The 14,909-nt window shown below is 72.9% G+C and carries 13 protein-coding genes and 1 riboswitch; of the genes, 5 read left to right on the top strand and 8 right to left on the bottom strand.

Annotated elements, in window-relative coordinates; all coding sequences use genetic code 11:
* Positions 1–29: 29 nt before the first annotated feature.
* The 3 genes from ACNYS0_RS33205 to ACNYS0_RS33195 are packed head-to-tail and all read right to left on the bottom strand — an operon-like array spanning position 30 to position 2,622.
* Positions 30–1,364 (bottom strand): bifunctional 3,4-dihydroxy-2-butanone-4-phosphate synthase/GTP cyclohydrolase II, encoded by a 1,335-nt coding sequence (locus tag ACNYS0_RS33205; RefSeq protein WP_422478893.1) that lies wholly within the window; start codon positions 1,362–1,364, stop codon positions 30–32.
* Complete coding sequence (locus ACNYS0_RS33200) at positions 1,361–2,011, bottom strand: nicotinamide mononucleotide transporter family protein (protein ID WP_422478891.1); 651 nt, start codon at positions 2,009–2,011, stop codon at positions 1,361–1,363. Before ACNYS0_RS33200 ends, ACNYS0_RS33205 begins: the two co-directional genes overlap by 4 nt.
* Positions 2,008–2,622 (bottom strand): riboflavin synthase, encoded by a 615-nt coding sequence (locus ACNYS0_RS33195; protein ID WP_422478889.1) that lies wholly within the window; start codon positions 2,620–2,622, stop codon positions 2,008–2,010. The genes ACNYS0_RS33200 and ACNYS0_RS33195 overlap by 4 nt, the downstream gene beginning before the upstream one ends.
* 159 nt (positions 2,623–2,781) lie before the next feature.
* A riboswitch (FMN riboswitch) is annotated at positions 2,782–2,914 on the bottom strand.
* Positions 2,915–3,047: 133 nt separating this feature from the next.
* Here ACNYS0_RS33195 and ACNYS0_RS33190 point away from each other — a divergent pair.
* The 3 genes from ACNYS0_RS33190 (at position 3,048) to ACNYS0_RS33180 (ending at position 6,053) form a co-directional block, all read left to right on the top strand.
* Positions 3,048–3,953, top strand: a complete 906-nt coding sequence (locus ACNYS0_RS33190) for an RNA polymerase sigma-70 factor (protein WP_422478887.1) — start codon at positions 3,048–3,050, stop codon at positions 3,951–3,953.
* Between the two features lie 105 nt (positions 3,954–4,058).
* Positions 4,059–4,787, top strand: a complete 729-nt coding sequence (locus ACNYS0_RS33185) for an SDR family oxidoreductase (RefSeq protein ID WP_422478885.1) — start codon at positions 4,059–4,061, stop codon at positions 4,785–4,787.
* A gap of 105 nt (positions 4,788–4,892) precedes the next feature.
* A complete protein-coding gene (locus ACNYS0_RS33180; RefSeq protein ID WP_422478883.1) occupies positions 4,893–6,053 on the top strand; it encodes a hypothetical protein in 1,161 nt (386 codons plus the stop codon).
* Between the two features lie 37 nt (positions 6,054–6,090).
* On the opposite strand, the gene ACNYS0_RS33175 is transcribed toward ACNYS0_RS33180, so the two are convergent.
* Entirely contained in the window at positions 6,091–7,242 is a 1,152-nt protein-coding gene (locus ACNYS0_RS33175; RefSeq protein ID WP_422478881.1) for an ROK family transcriptional regulator, read from the bottom strand.
* Between the two features lie 94 nt (positions 7,243–7,336).
* Here ACNYS0_RS33175 and ACNYS0_RS33170 point away from each other — a divergent pair, with 94 nt between their 5' ends.
* On the top strand, positions 7,337–8,551 hold the full coding sequence (locus tag ACNYS0_RS33170; RefSeq protein ID WP_422478879.1) for an MFS transporter: 1,215 nt from the start codon (positions 7,337–7,339) through the stop codon (positions 8,549–8,551).
* Positions 8,552–8,674: 123 nt separating this feature from the next.
* Positions 8,675–10,072, top strand: a complete 1,398-nt coding sequence (locus tag ACNYS0_RS33165) for a uracil-xanthine permease family protein (RefSeq protein ID WP_422478877.1) — start codon at positions 8,675–8,677, stop codon at positions 10,070–10,072.
* A 1-nt stretch (position 10,073) separates the two neighbouring features.
* On the opposite strand, the gene ACNYS0_RS33160 is transcribed toward ACNYS0_RS33165, so the two are convergent.
* The 4 genes from ACNYS0_RS33160 to ACNYS0_RS33145 form a co-directional block, all read right to left on the bottom strand.
* Positions 10,074–10,634 carry a UbiX family flavin prenyltransferase gene (locus ACNYS0_RS33160; protein WP_422478875.1) on the bottom strand — a complete coding sequence of 187 codons (561 nt, stop codon included), beginning with the start codon at positions 10,632–10,634 and terminating at the stop codon, positions 10,074–10,076.
* Positions 10,631–12,076, bottom strand: coding sequence for a UbiD family decarboxylase (locus ACNYS0_RS33155; protein WP_422478873.1), 1,446 nt, complete (start codon positions 12,074–12,076; stop codon positions 10,631–10,633). Before ACNYS0_RS33155 ends, ACNYS0_RS33160 begins: the two co-directional genes overlap by 4 nt.
* Positions 12,063–12,806: an aspartate racemase/maleate isomerase family protein gene (locus ACNYS0_RS33150; RefSeq protein ID WP_422478871.1), complete on the bottom strand. Its 744-nt coding sequence runs from the start codon at positions 12,804–12,806 to the stop codon at positions 12,063–12,065. The genes ACNYS0_RS33155 and ACNYS0_RS33150 overlap by 14 nt, the downstream gene beginning before the upstream one ends.
* 1,131 nt (positions 12,807–13,937) lie before the next feature.
* A complete protein-coding gene (locus ACNYS0_RS33145; RefSeq protein ID WP_385763128.1) occupies positions 13,938–14,867 on the bottom strand; it encodes an amidohydrolase family protein in 930 nt (309 codons plus the stop codon).
* Positions 14,868–14,909 lie beyond the last annotated feature (42 nt).

The raw sequence follows: 14,909 nt of genomic DNA, 5'->3' as shown, positions 1-14,909 counted from the left end.
TCGTACGTACGTAGATCAACTGTCGGTTACTACTGGTTGTTGCAGGCGGACGTGCGCGGGGCGTCGAGCCACGGCAGGTCGTGGCCCATGCGGTCCCGCTTGGTGCGCAGGTAGCGCAGGTTGTGCTCGCCCACCGTGACGGGCATCGGCTCGCGCTCGGTGACCTTGAGGCCGTGCCGGGTGAGGGCCTCGGTCTTGTCGGGGTTGTTCGTCATCAGGCGCAGGCTGCGGACGCCGAGGTCGCCGAGGATCTGGGCGCCCGCGGCGTAGTCCCGGGCGTCGGCGGGCAGGCCGAGCTCCAGGTTGGCGTCGAGGGTGTCGCGGCCCTGCTCCTGGAGCTCGTAGGCGCGCAGCTTGGAGAGCAGGCCAATGCCGCGGCCCTCGTGTCCGCGCAGGTAGACGACGATGCCGCGGCCCTCCTCGACGATGCGGCGCATGGACTCCTCCAGCTGGGGGCCGCAGTCGCAGCGCAGCGAGTGGAAGACGTCGCCGGTCAGGCACTCGGAGTGGATCCGGGCGAGGACCTCCTCGCCGTCGCCGATCTCGCCGTGCACGAGGGCGACGTGCTCGACGCCGTCGACCGTGGAGCGGTAGCCGTAGGCGGTGAACTCGCCGAAGGCGGTGGGCAGCTGGACGGTCGCCTCGCGCTTGACCGTGGGCTCGGAGGTGCGGCGGTAGTCGATCAGGTCCTTGATGGAGATGATCGTCAGGCCGTGCCTGCGGGCGAAGGGGACGAGCTCGGGCAGGCGCAGCATGACGCCGTCCTCGCCCGCGATCTCGACGATGGCGCCGGCCGGGCGCAGGCCCGCGAGCCGGGCGAGGTCGACGGCGGCCTCGGTGTGCCCGTCGCGGACCAGGACGCCGCCTTCCTTCGCGCGCAGCGGGAAGATGTGGCCGGGCCGGACGAAGTCGCCGGCCATCGAGGTGCCGGAGGCGAGCATGCGCAGGGTCTTCGCGCGGTCGGCGGCCGAGATGCCGGTGGTCACGCCGTGCGCGCCGGAGGCGTCGACGGAGACGGTGAACGCGGTCTGCATCGACTCGGTGTTGTTGCCGACCATCTGCGGCAGTTCGAGCCGGTCGAGTTCGGCGCCCTCCATGGGGGCGCAGATCAGGCCGCGGCACTCGCTCATCATGAAGGCGACGATCTCGGGCGTGATCTTCTCGGCGGCGACGACGAGGTCGCCCTCGTTCTCGCGGTCCTCGTCGTCGACGACCACGACGGGGCGTCCTGCGGCGATGTCGCGGATCGCCATCTCGACCGGGTCGAGGCTCAGGTCCTCGACCTCGTAGAGGTTCGAATCAGACGGGGTGGCGCGCAGCGCCTTCCTTGGAAGGGCGGGGGTGGGAGACGGGCGGGCGCTCATGCGCGGGCTCCTTCCAGGGCCGGGGCGGGGGTGGCGGCGGCGCGGGAGCGCAGCCACCAGTCGCGCATGCCCCACAGGACGAGCGCGCCGTAGATGACGTAGACGAAGCCGGAGAAGGCGAAGCCGTTGGCGAAGTTCAGGGGGACGCCGACGAGGTCGACGAGCAGCCAGGCGAACCAGAACTCGACCATGCCGCGGGCCTGGGCGTACATCGCGACGACGGTGCCGACGAAGATGTAGGCGTCCGGCCACGGGTCCCAGGACAGCGTCGGGAACGCGGTGAACAGGCCGCCCACGGCGAGCGTGCCGACGGCCGCCGCGCCGATCAGGCAGCCGCGCTCGCGCCAGGTGGCGAAGCGGACGGCGATGGAGCCGTCCTGCGCCTGGCCCTTGCCGCGGTTCCACTGCCACCAGCCGTACAGGGCGACGGCGATGACGACGAGCTGCTTGCCCGCGCTGCCGGAGAGGTGGGCGGTGGCGAAGGCGGTGAGCAGGATCGCGCCGGATATCAGCTGGGCGGGCCACGTCCATATGGAGCGGCGCCAGCCGAGCGCGAGGGCGATGAGGCCGATGGTGTTGCCGATCATGTCGGACCAGAGGATGTGCTGGCCGAAGATCGTGAACGCCTCGGTGTTGAGCCAGCTCATCGGGCACCGCCCTGGGATCCGGCCCGGTCGCCGAGCATCCGCTCGACGTACTTGGCGATGACGTCGACCTCGAGGTTGACGGGGTCGCCCGCCTGCTTCACGCCGAGCGTGGTCAGGGCGAGGGTGGTGGGGATGAGGCTGATGGTGAAGTAGTCCTCGGCGGCCTCGACGACCGTCAGGCTCACGCCGTCGACGGTGATCGAGCCCTTCTCGACGACGTACTTCGACAGCTCGGCGGGCAGCGAGATCTTGACGATCTCCCAGTGCTCGGAGGGCGTGCGGTCGACGATCGTGCCCGTGCCGTCGACGTGGCCCTGCACGACGTGCCCGCCGAAGCGGCCGTCGGCGACCATCGGCCGTTCGAGGTTGACGCGGGAGCCCGTGGCGAGCGCGCCGAGGCTGGAGCGCTTGAGGGTCTCGGCCATGACGTCGGCGGTGAACTCGTCGTCCTCGTGCTCGACGACGGTCAGGCACACGCCGTTGACCGCGATGGAGTCCCCGTGCTTGGCGCCGTCGGTGACGACGGGGCCGCGGACACGGAAGCGACAGGCGTCATCGAGATTCTCGACGGCGGTGATCTCGCCCAGCTCTTCGACGATTCCGGTGAACACTTCCCGGGTCCTCCCTCTACGGGCCTGGACTCCGGGGCACTGTCGTACGACGACGACAGAACGTACGGACTGCGACACCTGGGGCGACGCCGCGGTCGACACCGGTCCCCTGGAGGGACCGCTGAAACAGCCGGCGACGCGCACTCACGTGCCCGCCCGCCGCGCACTGCCTCCCATCCGGACTTTAACCGTCGGTCCAGGAATTTCACCTGGTCAACCGGTCACAAGGTGCGTGACCGGGTCGCGGACTGTAACCGCCGGTTCGGACTTTCACCGACCCCGGAGTGCGCTGCTTCTGGTACAGAGCCAGTCTGCCACGTCTCCCCGACGTGCACGCATGCGAATGCTGTGGGCTGACTCACAGGCCGCGGCGCTGGTTTTCGCCCGTCCTCGGGAATACGCCGCCGTTCTGGCAGCCTGAGGGCGTGACCAGCACACAAAACCCGGAGCGCGCCGCCGAGTTCGAGAGCCACCGGGGCCGGATGTTCGGGCTCGCCTACCGGATGCTCGGCTCCGCCGAGGAGGCCAAGGACACGGTGCAGGACGCGTACCTGCGGTTCGGGGCGACCGAACCGGGGGCCGTCGAGCATGTGGGCGCCTGGCTCGCCAAGGTCGTCACGAACCTCTGTCTGAACCGGCTCTCGTCGGCGCGCGTCCAGCGGGAGCAGTACGCGGGCCCCTGGCTGCCCGAGCCCGTCCTCACCTCGGACGGCACCCTCGGCCCGCTGGAGTCGGCCGAGCAGCTCGACTCGGTGTCCTGCGCGCTGCTCGTGCTCCTGGAGCGGCTCACGCCGACCGAGCGCGCGGTGTACGTGCTGCGGGAGGCCTTCGCGTACGGGTATCGGGAGATCGCCGGGGTGCTCGACCTCGGCGAGGCGAACTGCCGGCAGCTGTACCGGCGTGCCATGGCGCGCCTGGAGGAGGAACGGACGCGCTTCGAGCCGTCGGAGCGGGTGCGGCGCGAGCTGGTCGAGGCGTTCGTGGGGGCGGCCCGCGAGGGCGATCTCGCGGCCCTGGAGAAGATGCTCGCCACGGACGTGCAGTGGTGGGGGGACGGAGGCGGCAAGGTCACCGCGGCCCGCAGGGCCGTCTCCGGCCGCGAGAAGGTGCTGCGGTTCCTGGAGGGCGTCGCCGAGCGGTATCTGGTGGGCGTGGAGCTGCTCGTCGCGGAGATCAACGGGGAGCCGGGGATCGTCGCGCGGCAGCCGGACGGAAGCCTGTTCGCGGTGGTCTGCTTCGAGGTGCGGGAAGGGCGCGTTTCGGTCGGGCGCACGATCCTGAACCCGGACAAGCTGGGGTTCGTGACCCGTCAGCTCGGGACGGCCGCGTAGGAACTGTCTCGCGGGGCTGTCACAAACGCGCGGCGCCGCCGGTTCTCAGCTGACAACGGGGGTTCCGCAGGGGGACCGTCCGGGTGCGAAGGAGCTGAGAAGGCGATGACCACGATCCTGGTGACCGGCGGAACCGGAACGCTCGGCCGGCTCGTCACCGAGCGGCTGACCGCGGCCGGGCACGAGGTGCGGGTGCTGAGCAGGCACAGCGAGCCGTACGCCGTGGACCTGCGGGAGGGCGGGCCCGCGCTCGACCGGGCCGTGACCGGCGTGGACACGATCGTGCACTGCGCGTCGACGCAGACCGGCGGGGACGAGAAGGCGGCGGCGAACCTGATCGCGGCGGCGCGGCGGGCGGAGACCCCGCACCTCGTCTACATCTCGATCGTCGGCGTGGACGAGGTCCCCTTCCCGTACTACAGGGCGAAGCTCGCGGTGGAGCGGCTCGTCGCGGAGTCGGGGCTCGGGTGGACGGTGCTACGGGCCACGCAGTTCCACGACCTGGTGGCGACGGTTCTGCGGGTCGCGGCGAAGCTGCCGGTGGTGCTGTTGCCCTCCGGGGTAGGCGATCAGCCCATCGAGGTGGCCGAAGTGGCGGAGCGGCTGGCCGAGTTGGCGCAGTCGCCGCCGGCGGGGCGGGTGGCGGACATGGGCGGGCCGGAGGTTCTCGCGTTCACCGATCTCGCGCGTATGTATCTCAAGGCGACGGGGAAGCGGCGTCCTGTGGTGTCGGTGCCGCTGGCGGGGAAGGCGTACCGGGCGTTCCGGGCGGGCGGGCATCTGGCACCGGAGCAGGCGGTCGGCAAGCGCACCTTCGCGGAGTACCTGGCCTGATCCGCCCGCTCCTCCCGGCGCCCGCACCCCCAGTCGAGTGGATCGTCGGGCCGCGGGCGCCGCGCCTGCCCGCCGAGCACCCGCGCCCCCGGCAGCCTCGCCGGTATGACAATCGGACGCCATGTCTCGCGAGCCCTCGTCCTCGCCACCACTGCCGCACTCACCGGAGCGACCGCTTCCGCGGCGCTGGCCGCGGGCAGCGAGACGGTGGCGTTCAGCGGCGCGGAACAGACGGTCACCGTGCCGGAGAACACCTGCTCGGTCACCATCGACGCGTTCGGCGCCGCGGGCGGCGACGCGCTGTACGGGGGCGCGGGCGGCAAGGGCGCCGAGGTCCGCGCGACCGTCGACGTCTCGGCCGGGCAGGTGCTGACCGTGAACGTCGGCGGCGCGGGCACCGGCGGAACCTCCGAGGCCCCGGCCGCCCGCGGCGGCTACAACGGCGGCGGGCAGCCCGGCGCGTACAACAACGACCCCAGCGCGGGCAACGGCGCCACGGCCGCGGGCGGAGGCGGCGCCACGACCGTCGCCACCACGAGCGGGACGCTGGTCGTCGCCGGTGGCGGGGGCGGGGGAGGCGGCAGCTTCAGCGAGCCCGACGGCGGCGCGGGCGGCGCGGGCGGCGAGACCGGCACCGCCGGATCCGACAACGGCACCCCGGCCTCCGGAAAGGGCGGGGCGGCCGGCGGCGCGGGCGGGACCGGTGGCGAGGGCGGCGTACCGCAGGAGTCCTGGGACACGCCGGGCCTCCCGGGCGGCGCGGCCGTGGGCACCACCGGCGGTTCCGGCGCGCTCAACGTCGGCGACCCGCACATGGGCACCGGTGGCGGGGGCGGCGGCGGGGCCCACGGCGGCGGCGCGGGCGGGTCCTCCACCGCGGCGAGCATGGGTTCGGGTGGCGGCGGCGGGGGCTCAAGCCTCGGCCCGGCGGGCTCTACGTTCACCACGGGGGCCCGCGCCGGGGACGGCGAGGTGGCCCTGGAGTGGCACGACTGCGAGTCGCCCTCGCCGACGCCCACTCCCACGCCGAGCGACACCCCGACGCCGACGCCCACCGCCACGGAACCGACCAGTACCCCGACGCCGAGCACCCCGGCGCCGTCCGCGACGCAGGCCCCGCAACCGTCCAAGCCGCCCGCGCTGGCGGAGACCGGCGCGGGGTCCGTGAACCGCTGGGCCGTCTGGGGCACCGTGGCGCTCATCTCCGTGGGCGGCGCGCTCGTCCTCGTCGCGCGCGGTGCCCGGAACCGGGGACGCCGCTCCTGACGCGGGGCCCGCGGGCAGGTGCGGTCGGCGGGAGCCGCTACGGAGCGAACACCCGCTCCTGAGCGGCCTCCCGGGCCATCAGCAGGGCCCCGCCCAGCACGGCCCCGCCGCCCAGCTCACCGGCGCGTACGTCGGTGAGCAGCGGTGACATCACCGCGATGCGCTCCCCCACGCGCCGGGCGAGCGCTTCGCCGCCCGCCCGGCCGACCTCGCCCGCGAGCACCACGCAGCCGGGGTCGAGCACGGCGACCACGGCGGCGACGCCGAGCACGATCCGGTCGGCCAGCGCGTCGAGGAAGGCCGCGTCGCCGGAGCGCACCACGTCGGCCGCCCGCTCCAGCGGTTCGCCGGGGTCCACGAGCCCGTGCGCGACGGCCAGTTCGAGGATCGCGGCCGAGCCGGCCAGCGAGTGGAAGCCCCCGTCGCAGCCGGACGCGGACGGCAGCCCGCGCGTGCCCGGCACCGGCAGGAACCCGACCTCCCCGGTGCCGCCGGACGCGCCGCGCCGCAGCCTTCCGTCCAGGACGACGGCGGCGCCGATGCCGAGGCCCAGCCACAGCAGCGCGAAGGTGTCCCGGTCGCGGGCGGCGCCGTCGCCGCGCTCGGCGAGGGCGGCCAGGTTCGTCTCGTTCTCCACCAGCACGCGCGCGGGCAGCCGTTCCTGAAGCGCGGCGACCAGCGCGCGATGCCAGCCCGGCAGGCCGGAGGAGTCGCGCAGTTCGCCGGTCGCGGGGTCGATGAGTCCGGGGGCACCGACGCCGACGGTGTGCAGCCGCTCGATGCCCGCCTCCTTCGCCGTCCGCTCCAGGGCCGTGACGGTGCGCTCGACGGCGGCGCCCGCCTCCTCCCCCGCCTCGACCGGCACCGAGGCCTGCGCGAGCACGGTGCCCACGAGGTCGGCGACGACGAGGCTGACGCCCCCGGTGCGCACGTCGAGCGCGGCGAGGTGGGCGCGGTCGGCGACGATCCCGTGGAGCCGGGCGTTGGGGCCGCGCCGCTCGGCGCCCGCCTCGCCGACGACCTCGATGAGACCGGCCGCGGTGAGCCGCTCGACGAGGTCGGCGACGGTGGGCCGGGACAGGCCCGTGCGTTCCTTCAACTGCCCTGCGGTGAGCGGCCCTTCCTCCTGGAGGAGGCGCAGCGCGAGCCGGTCGTTGATGGCTCGGGCGGTTCTCGGCGATGCGGGCATGGCGGGATCCTACGCGGATATCACTGGCATTATCAGGCAGGGTTCCTGATAGTTTACGGCGGCACGCAAGGGAGACTTGGGGAGGGCCCGCGGGATGCAGGAACTGACGTATGCACCAGGTGAGTTGAAGCGGGCGCGGTACGCCGTCGCCACCGTCTTCTGCATCCACGGCTCCGTGACCGGGTCGTTCGCGACGCGGGTGCCCTGGATCCAGGAGCACGCGGGCGTGAGCGCGGGCCAGCTGGGCCTCGCGCTCGCCTTCCCCGCGATCGGCGCCTCGCTCTCGATGCCGCTCGCGGGCAGCGTCACCCACCGCTTCGGTGCCCGCGCCGGACTGCGCGGGCTGCTCGCGCTGTGGACGCTGGCCCTGATCCTGCCCTCGCTCGCGCCCAACGTGGTCACGCTGTGCGCCGCGCTGCTCGTGTACGGGGCGACCGCGGGCATGTCGGACGTCGCCATGAACGCGCTGGGCGTCGAGATCGAGACCCGGCTCGACAAATCGATCATGTCGGGGCTTCACGGGCTGTGGAGCGTGGGCGCCCTGATCGGCTCGCTCGGCGGCACCCTCGCCGCGCATCTGGGCTCGGACGCGCGGCTGCACCACGCGCTCGCGGCGGGCGTCCTGACCGTGGCGGGCCTGGTCGCCTGCCGCTGGGTGCTCGATCTGCGCCCGACGGAGGAAGAGGAGGCGCCGCCGCGCTTCGCGCTGCCACCGAAGTCCGCCCTCCTCATCGGGGCCGTCGGCTTCTGCGCGGTGTTCGCGGAGGGCGCGAGCCTCGACTGGTCGGCGGTGTACCTGCGGGACGTGCTCGGCACATCGGCCGGTCTCGCGGCCGCCTGCACCACGGCGTTCACGCTCACGATGGCGGTGGCGCGGATCGCGGGCGACGCGGTGGTGGACCGGTTCGGCGCGGTGCGCACCGTGCGGATCAGCGGCCTCGTGGCCACGCTCGGCGCGCTGCTCGTGGTGGTCGCGCCGAACCCGGGCGTCGCGATGGCCGGATTCGGTCTGGTGGGCCTCGGGATCGCGGTCGTGGTGCCGCTCTGTTTCGCCGCCGCCGGACGCAGCGGCCCGAACCCGAGCCTGGCCATCGCGGGCGTCGCCACCATCACGTACACCTCGGGCCTGATCGCGCCGTCGGCGATCGGCACGATCGCCGACGCGACCAGCCTCGTCGTGTCGTTCGGCCTGGTGACGGTGCTCGCGAGCGGTCTCGTGGTGTTCGCGAAGGTGCTGCGCGGCGGCGACCGTACGCCGACGGGAGCGGCGGAGGCGAACACCGCGCGGGCGGCGGACCACGCCTCGTAGCTCAGGCCAGGTGGGCGGCGGCTCGGTACGAACTCGCACTTACGTCGCATTAACATGAAGCGATCATTCCGAGCCGCACAGGCACCACCCACCTCACGGCCACCACAGAAGGCGGAAACTCTCATGGACCTCGGCGTGCGCTGGAAACTGCACGGCGACGGGCGCACGCCGGCTCCCGGCGCGGTCGTCCGCCCCGACGAACGCCTCTCGTGGCCGCGCACGGTCGGACTCGGCGCACAGCACGTGGTCGCGATGTTCGGCGCGTCCTTCGTGGCACCCGTCCTGATGGGCCTCGACCCGAACCTCGCGATCATGATGTCCGGCGTCTCGACGGTCATCTTCCTGCTCGCGACGCGCGGCCGGGTCCCCAGCTACCTGGGCTGCTCGCTCTCCTTCGTGGGCGTCGCGGCCGTGATCCGGGCGCAGGGCGGCAGCAGCGCGACGGTCACGGGCGCGGTCTTCGTCGTCGGCGTCGCGCTGTTCCTGGTCGGACTCGCGGTGCGGAAGTTCGGGGCACGGATCATCCACGCGGCGATGCCACCGGTGGTGACGGGCGCGGTCGTGATGCTCATCGGCTTCAACCTCGCCCCGGTCACGGCCTCCACGTACTGGCCGACCGATCAGTGGACGGCGCTGCTCGTCATGCTGTTCACCGGTTTGGCCGTGGTGTGCCTGCGCGGATTCTGGTCGCGCATCGCGATCTTCCTCGGCCTGGTCTTCGGCTACGCGCTCTCCTGGGTCCTCGACCAGATCTTCGGGCAGATCCACTCGCCGAACAGCGGCGGCAAGGCGGTCGACCACTGGCGGCTCGACCTGTCGGCGGTCGGCCAGGCCGACTGGTTCGGCCTGCCGTCCTTCCACGCCCCGTCCTTCCAGTGGTCGGCGATCCTCGTCGCCCTCCCGGTCGTCATCGCGCTGATCGCCGAGAACGCCGGGCACGTCAAGGCCGTCGGCGAGATGACCGGCGACAACCTCGACGGCAAGCTCGGGACGGCCATCTCGGCGGACGGCGTCGGATCGATGCTGTCGACCGCCGTCGGCGGCCCGCCCAACACCACGTACTCCGAGAACATCGGCGTCATGGCCGCGACCCGCGTCTACTCCACGGCGGCGTACTGGGCGGCGGCGGGCTTCGCGCTCCTCTTCGGCCTGTGCCCGAAGTTCGGCGCGATCGTCGCGGCGATCCCGGGCGGCGTGCTCGGCGGCATCACCGTCATCCTCTACGGCATGATCGGCCTGCTCGGCGCGCAGATCTGGATCAACGCGGGCGTCGACCTGCGCAATCCGCTGAACCTGGTGCCGACCGCCGCGGGCATCATCATCGGCATCGGCGACGTCTCCCTGAAGTTCACCGACACCTTCTCGCTGAGCGGCATCGCCCTCGGCACGGTCGTCGTGATCACCGGCTACCACGCGCTGCGGGCCATGGCCCCCGACCACCTCAAGACGCAGAAGCCGCTGCTCGACGAGGGGACGTCGTCGTACGACGAGGAGTCCGAGGGCACCGCAGGCAAGAACTGAGTCAGCCTCCCGCCCAGCGGCCCACCTCCGGACCCGGCAGGGCGAGTTGATCGAGGACCCGGGCGACCGTGTGGTCGACCAGGTCCTCGATCGTTTTCGGGCGCCGGTAGAAGGCCGGCATCGGCGGAACGATGCGGACGCCCACGCGGGCGAGGGCGAGCATGTTCTCCAGGTGGATCTCGTGCAGGGGGCTCTCGCGCGGGACGAGGACCAGGGGGCGGTGCTCCTTGAGGGTCACGTCGGCGGCCCTGCCGATCAGGCCGTCCGCGTATCCGGCCCTGATCCCCGCCAGGGTCTTCATGCTGCACGGCGCGATCACCATGCCGCAGGTGCGGAACGAGCCGGAGGAGACGGCGGCGGCCTGGTCGCCGGGGCGGTGCACGACGTCGGCGAGCTTCTGTACGTCGCCGACGCCACGATCGGTCTCCAGCTCGATGGTCGTACGCGCCCAGCGGGTCAGGATCAGATGCGTCTCCACGTCGGGCAGGGCGCGCAGGGCCTCCAGGAGCCGGATGCCGTACACGGCGCCGGTCGCACCGGTGATCCCGACGACGAGCCTCACGGTGCGCCCCGGTCCAGGAGTTCGCGGACGCGGGCGACGCGCGCCGGGTCCGTGCGGATGCGGACGGCGTCGAAGTCCGGGCCGCGGGTGGCGTCGAGGGCCATGCGGGACGTGGTGCCGTCCGGGGTGGACGAAGGGTCGAGGGGACTGCCGGGCAGCCCGTCGACCGTGAACAGGTCGGCGTGCGGCTGGAAGTGGGTCGCGAGCGCCCACAGCACGTCCTCGTCGCGGGTGACGTCCACGTCCTCGTCGACCGCGACGACCGTCTTCAGGTACGGGTCCCAGCCGAGCAGCGCCAGCATGATCTGCCGGGCCTGCCCGGGGCGGGTCCGGCGCAGCGCGACGTACGCGTGGAAGTGCGTGCCCGATGTCGGATAGTGCAGCGCCGTGACCTCGGGGAACCGGGACCTGAGCTGCTCCGCCATCTCCGACTCGCGCGGGATGCGGGCGAGGTTGAGGTGCTCGGCGCTGTTGCCCCCGACGACGTCGAGGAGGACGGCGTCGCGGCGGCGCAGCACGCTGTGCACCGTGAGGACGTTGTTCGTGGAGCGGTCGGACGAGTAGCCGGAGAACTCGCCGAAGGGGCCCTCGGGTGCGGTGCGGGCCGGGTCGATGACGCCTTCGAGAACGATCTCGGCGTGGGCGGGGACCCGGATGCCGTGCCGTGGGGTGCGTACGACGTCCAGGGGCGCGCCCAACAGGCCGCCCGCGAGGGTGCGTTCGTCGACGTCGGGGCCGACGCGGGCGGAGGCGGCGAGCTGGAAGAGGGGGTGGGCGCCGATGACCATCGCGACGGGGAGCGGCTCGCCGCGCTCCTCGGCGAGCCGCAGCAACTGCCAGAGGTGGCCGCGGGAGTGCAGGCTCGTGGCGAGTTCGGTGCGGTTGTGCACGAGGGCGCGGTGGTAGCTGAGGTTGCCGGAGCGGCGGAGTGCGTCGGGTTGGCCGGGTGTGCCGGGTGGTGCTTCGGCCGTGATGACGCCGCTGGTGATGTACGGGCCGCGGTCCGAGTCGAAGTGCTTGAGGAGCGGGAGCGTGGTCAGGTCGACGTCCGGACCCTCGGCGACCGTGTCGAGGACGGGCCCGGTGGGGACGACGCGGGGTTCGGTGCGGCGGGCGGCGGCCCGTTGGTAGGCGCGGTGCAGGCCGGCCGGGTCGGTGCCGAGGAGGCGGGCGACGCGGGTGCGCGAGGCGAAGAGGTTGGTGACCAGGGGCGTGCCGTCGAGGCCCGACACCTGTGGGCACAGGAGGAGTTCGGTGCGGCCGCGGGCGGCGAGTTCGGCGACGAGGGCGGCGATGTCCTCGCCCTCCAGCTTCTCGTCGACGGTGAGTACGTCGTCGGGGTGGGCGCTGCGGTAGGCGTCGAGGAAGGCGTGCAGGTCCTGGTCGCCGGTGGCGGGGGCGGCGGTGGTCGCGCCGGCACGGGCGGGCTCAGTGGGTGTCACAGCAGACTCCCGCGTGCACGCCGCCCGTGAACAGCCCGCCCCACGCGGGTGATTCGACGCCCGTGTCGAGCAGGTCGAGCCCGGTGCGGACCGCGACGCGCGCGCCGTCGTGCACCGGCTTGCCCAACTCCCTTTCCACCATGGCCGCGACGGGGGCGACCGGGAGTTCGGTGCCCGCCACCACCAGGCACTCGGCGTCGGCGGAATCGGCGTCGAGGAGGATCCGGCGGACCTTCGAGACGGGGAGCTCGGCCGCTTCGCGCGGGGTGGCGAGGTCGAGGGCGGTGAGGGAGGCGATGCGGAGGCCCGCGGCGAGGCAGGTGTCGGCGAGGCGGCCCGCCTGTTGCTCGGAGCCGGCGGTGATCAGGGCGATGGAGTGGGTCGCGGCGCGGGCCAGGAGGTCGAGTTGGCCGAGGGTGACGGTGGAGGCGCGGACGCCTGCGGTGCGTTCGATGACGCGGGCGGCGGCGCGGGCGTGGGCGGCGCCGTCGAGGCCGCCCGATGTGCCGTGCCACACGATGGCGTCGGCGCCGGCCTGGGCCAACTGTTCGGCCCCGCGCCGGAGTTCGGCGGTGTGAGTGGGGGTCAGGTCCGGGCCGTACTGGAATTCGGGGAGGAGGGCGCGGGCGGTCGGGTGGGCGATGTCCACCTGGACCGGGGCGCAGATCTGGGCGACCCAGCGGTCGGCGCCGAGGGAGGTGGCGGGGAGGAGGTGCCCTATACGTTGCATTCTTGGCGGGTCCCGTCTGTTGCGGTGGGGTTTGGCGGGTGGGGTGGTGGAGGGCGTCCGTGGCGGTTGCGGGGGCCGGGGGCGGGTGGCGTGGCCGAGGCCGTCCGTACCCGTTACGGGAGCCGGGGGTGGGTGCCGTGGCCGAGGCCGCCCGTGACCGTTGCGGGAACCGGAGGCTGGTGCCGGGGCCGAGGCCGCCCGTGACCATTGCGGGAACCGGGGGGCGGACGACGTGGCCAGGGCCGCCCGCGACCATTACGGGAACCGGGCGCGGTCGACGCGGCCAAGGCCGTCCGCGGCTGATGCGCAGCACCGCACTCACGCCGGCTGCGCCGGTGCCCGCCCATCTCCCACCCGCCCGCCCCCTCCGGGGGCTTCGGCCCCCGTGGGTGCCCCTGGGGCGGCGCCCCCTTCTCCTCGCGCCGCCCCGGGGCGTACACACCGCCCGCGACGCAGCACCGCGGCTGCCGCACCGGGGCCGGACCCCTCGCCATCGTTGCGCCGCACCGGGCGCCGCCTTGCCCACCCTGCCGCCCAAGGCGGCAGATTGCCCAAGGCGGTGACGGCCCGCCGATACGGGTGGGGAGCCGTGGCCGGCGGCCCGTCACCCAAGGCGGGGGCGTAGTCGACCGCAACGGGCGGGAGCCGTAGCGGGGGCAGTCGCCCAAGGCGAGGGCGCGGTCAACCGCAACGGGGGCCGCCGTAGCGGCGGCCTCCCCCAAGAGAAGGCTCAGCCGACCGCAACGGGTGAGAGCCGTAGCGGCGGCAGTCGCCCAAGCCGGGGGTGCAGTCGACCGCAACCCATGGGAGCCGTGGCCGGCAGCCCGGCGCCCGAGGCGAGTGGTGGGTGACCGCAACGGGTTCCGGCACCCCGTCGGACCGACGCCCCTGAAGGGGGCGGGTGGGTGGGAGATGGGCGGGGGAACGGACGCAGTCGGCGGGGACCGCAGCGCCACCCGGGGAGGCGGGACGTCTCCATCCCCGCCCCCCGGGTGGGCCGATCAAGCCCGTCCGGCGATTGAGGACAGGGGGTCCGGGGGCGCAGCCCCCTGGGGTCGACCCCGTCGCAGCCCACCGGAGGCCGGAGCCGAACCACGCCACACCCCAGCCCGGCCCGGCCCCCGGCCCCCGTCACCTCCGCGCAACCGTGTCCAACGACGCGTACGTATCCGTGAGGCGAAGTTGCGCCTCCTCCTGGTTGCGCGGCGGAGGCGTCGGTTTCAGGTCGAGGAGCTTGGCCATGTTGTTGCCGAGGTACCCCTCCAGGTGCTCCTCGGAGAGGTTCATGCCCTGCGGCGGCGGGCCGCACAGCACCTCCAACTCCCGCGCCCACATGCCGGGTTCGTTCGGCGGCGAGTCCGTGCCGAAGACCAGCTGGTGCTTCTCCATCTGCTGCGCGAACTCCACGATCCGCGACTGGAGCAGCCAGCCGGACTCCCCGTACACGTTCGGCGAGTCGAGGATCATGTAGAGCGCCTCGAAGCAGTACACGCCACCGGTCTGCACACCGAAGTGGGCGAGGATGAAGTTGACGTTCGTGAACTCCCGGATGATCGGGTAGAACTGCGTCGGGATCGAGTACGGCCCGTCGCCGGTGTGGATGAGGACGACGACACCCAGTTCGTCGCAGACCCGCAGCACGGGCCGCAGCCAGTCGAGGGCCCGGTCCGGCCGGTAAGCGTGCATGTTGGCATGCAGCTTGAGCATCTTGTAGCCGTACTCCTTGACGTGGAACTCCAGCTCCTTCGCGCCGTTCTCGGGCCCGAAGCGCGGGTTGTACATGAAGTTCCCGATGAACCGGTCGGGGTAGGTGGTGACCAGTTCGGTGATGTACGACATGTAGTCGCGGATGCCCTCGCGGCCCGTGCGCATCCCGTCCTGCCAGACGGAGTTGCCGGGGGGCGGCATGATGCAGCCGTAGTCGATGCGGCGCGGCTTGCCGTTGATCATGTACGGGCCGTCCATCATCTCCAGCGTGCGCTCACCCGTGAACGGGGAGCCGTCGTGCCGCCACGCCTGGTCGACGATGTTGGTCGGGTGCATATGAGTGTCGATGATCAAGGTCTTGTGTCCTTCCCAGCTGGTGCCAACCGTGTTCCGTGG

It is taken from the genome of Streptomyces anthophorae (genome assembly GCF_049310305.1).
Classification (GTDB): Bacteria; Actinomycetota; Actinomycetes; order Streptomycetales; family Streptomycetaceae; genus Streptomyces.
This window is presented reverse-complemented; position numbering and strand designations above follow the sequence as displayed.

Excerpts from the sequence above, each read along its gene's own strand:
- ACNYS0_RS33205 (WP_422478893.1), bottom strand. The coding sequence starts at position 1,364 with ATGAGCGCCCGCCCGTCTCCCACCCCCGCCCTTCCAAGGAAGGCGCTG.
- ACNYS0_RS33200 (WP_422478891.1), bottom strand. The coding sequence starts at position 2,011 with ATGAGCTGGCTCAACACCGAGGCGTTCACGATCTTCGGCCAGCACATC.
- ACNYS0_RS33185 (WP_422478885.1), top strand. The coding sequence starts at position 4,059 with ATGACCACGATCCTGGTGACCGGCGGAACCGGAACGCTCGGCCGGCTC.
- ACNYS0_RS33175 (WP_422478881.1), bottom strand. The coding sequence starts at position 7,242 with ATGCCCGCATCGCCGAGAACCGCCCGAGCCATCAACGACCGGCTCGCG.
- ACNYS0_RS33180 (WP_422478883.1), top strand. The coding sequence starts at position 4,893 with ATGACAATCGGACGCCATGTCTCGCGAGCCCTCGTCCTCGCCACCACT.
- ACNYS0_RS33150 (WP_422478871.1), bottom strand. The coding sequence starts at position 12,806 with ATGCAACGTATAGGGCACCTCCTCCCCGCCACCTCCCTCGGCGCCGAC.
- ACNYS0_RS33170 (WP_422478879.1), top strand. The coding sequence starts at position 7,337 with ATGCAGGAACTGACGTATGCACCAGGTGAGTTGAAGCGGGCGCGGTAC.
- ACNYS0_RS33165 (WP_422478877.1), top strand. The coding sequence starts at position 8,675 with ATGGACCTCGGCGTGCGCTGGAAACTGCACGGCGACGGGCGCACGCCG.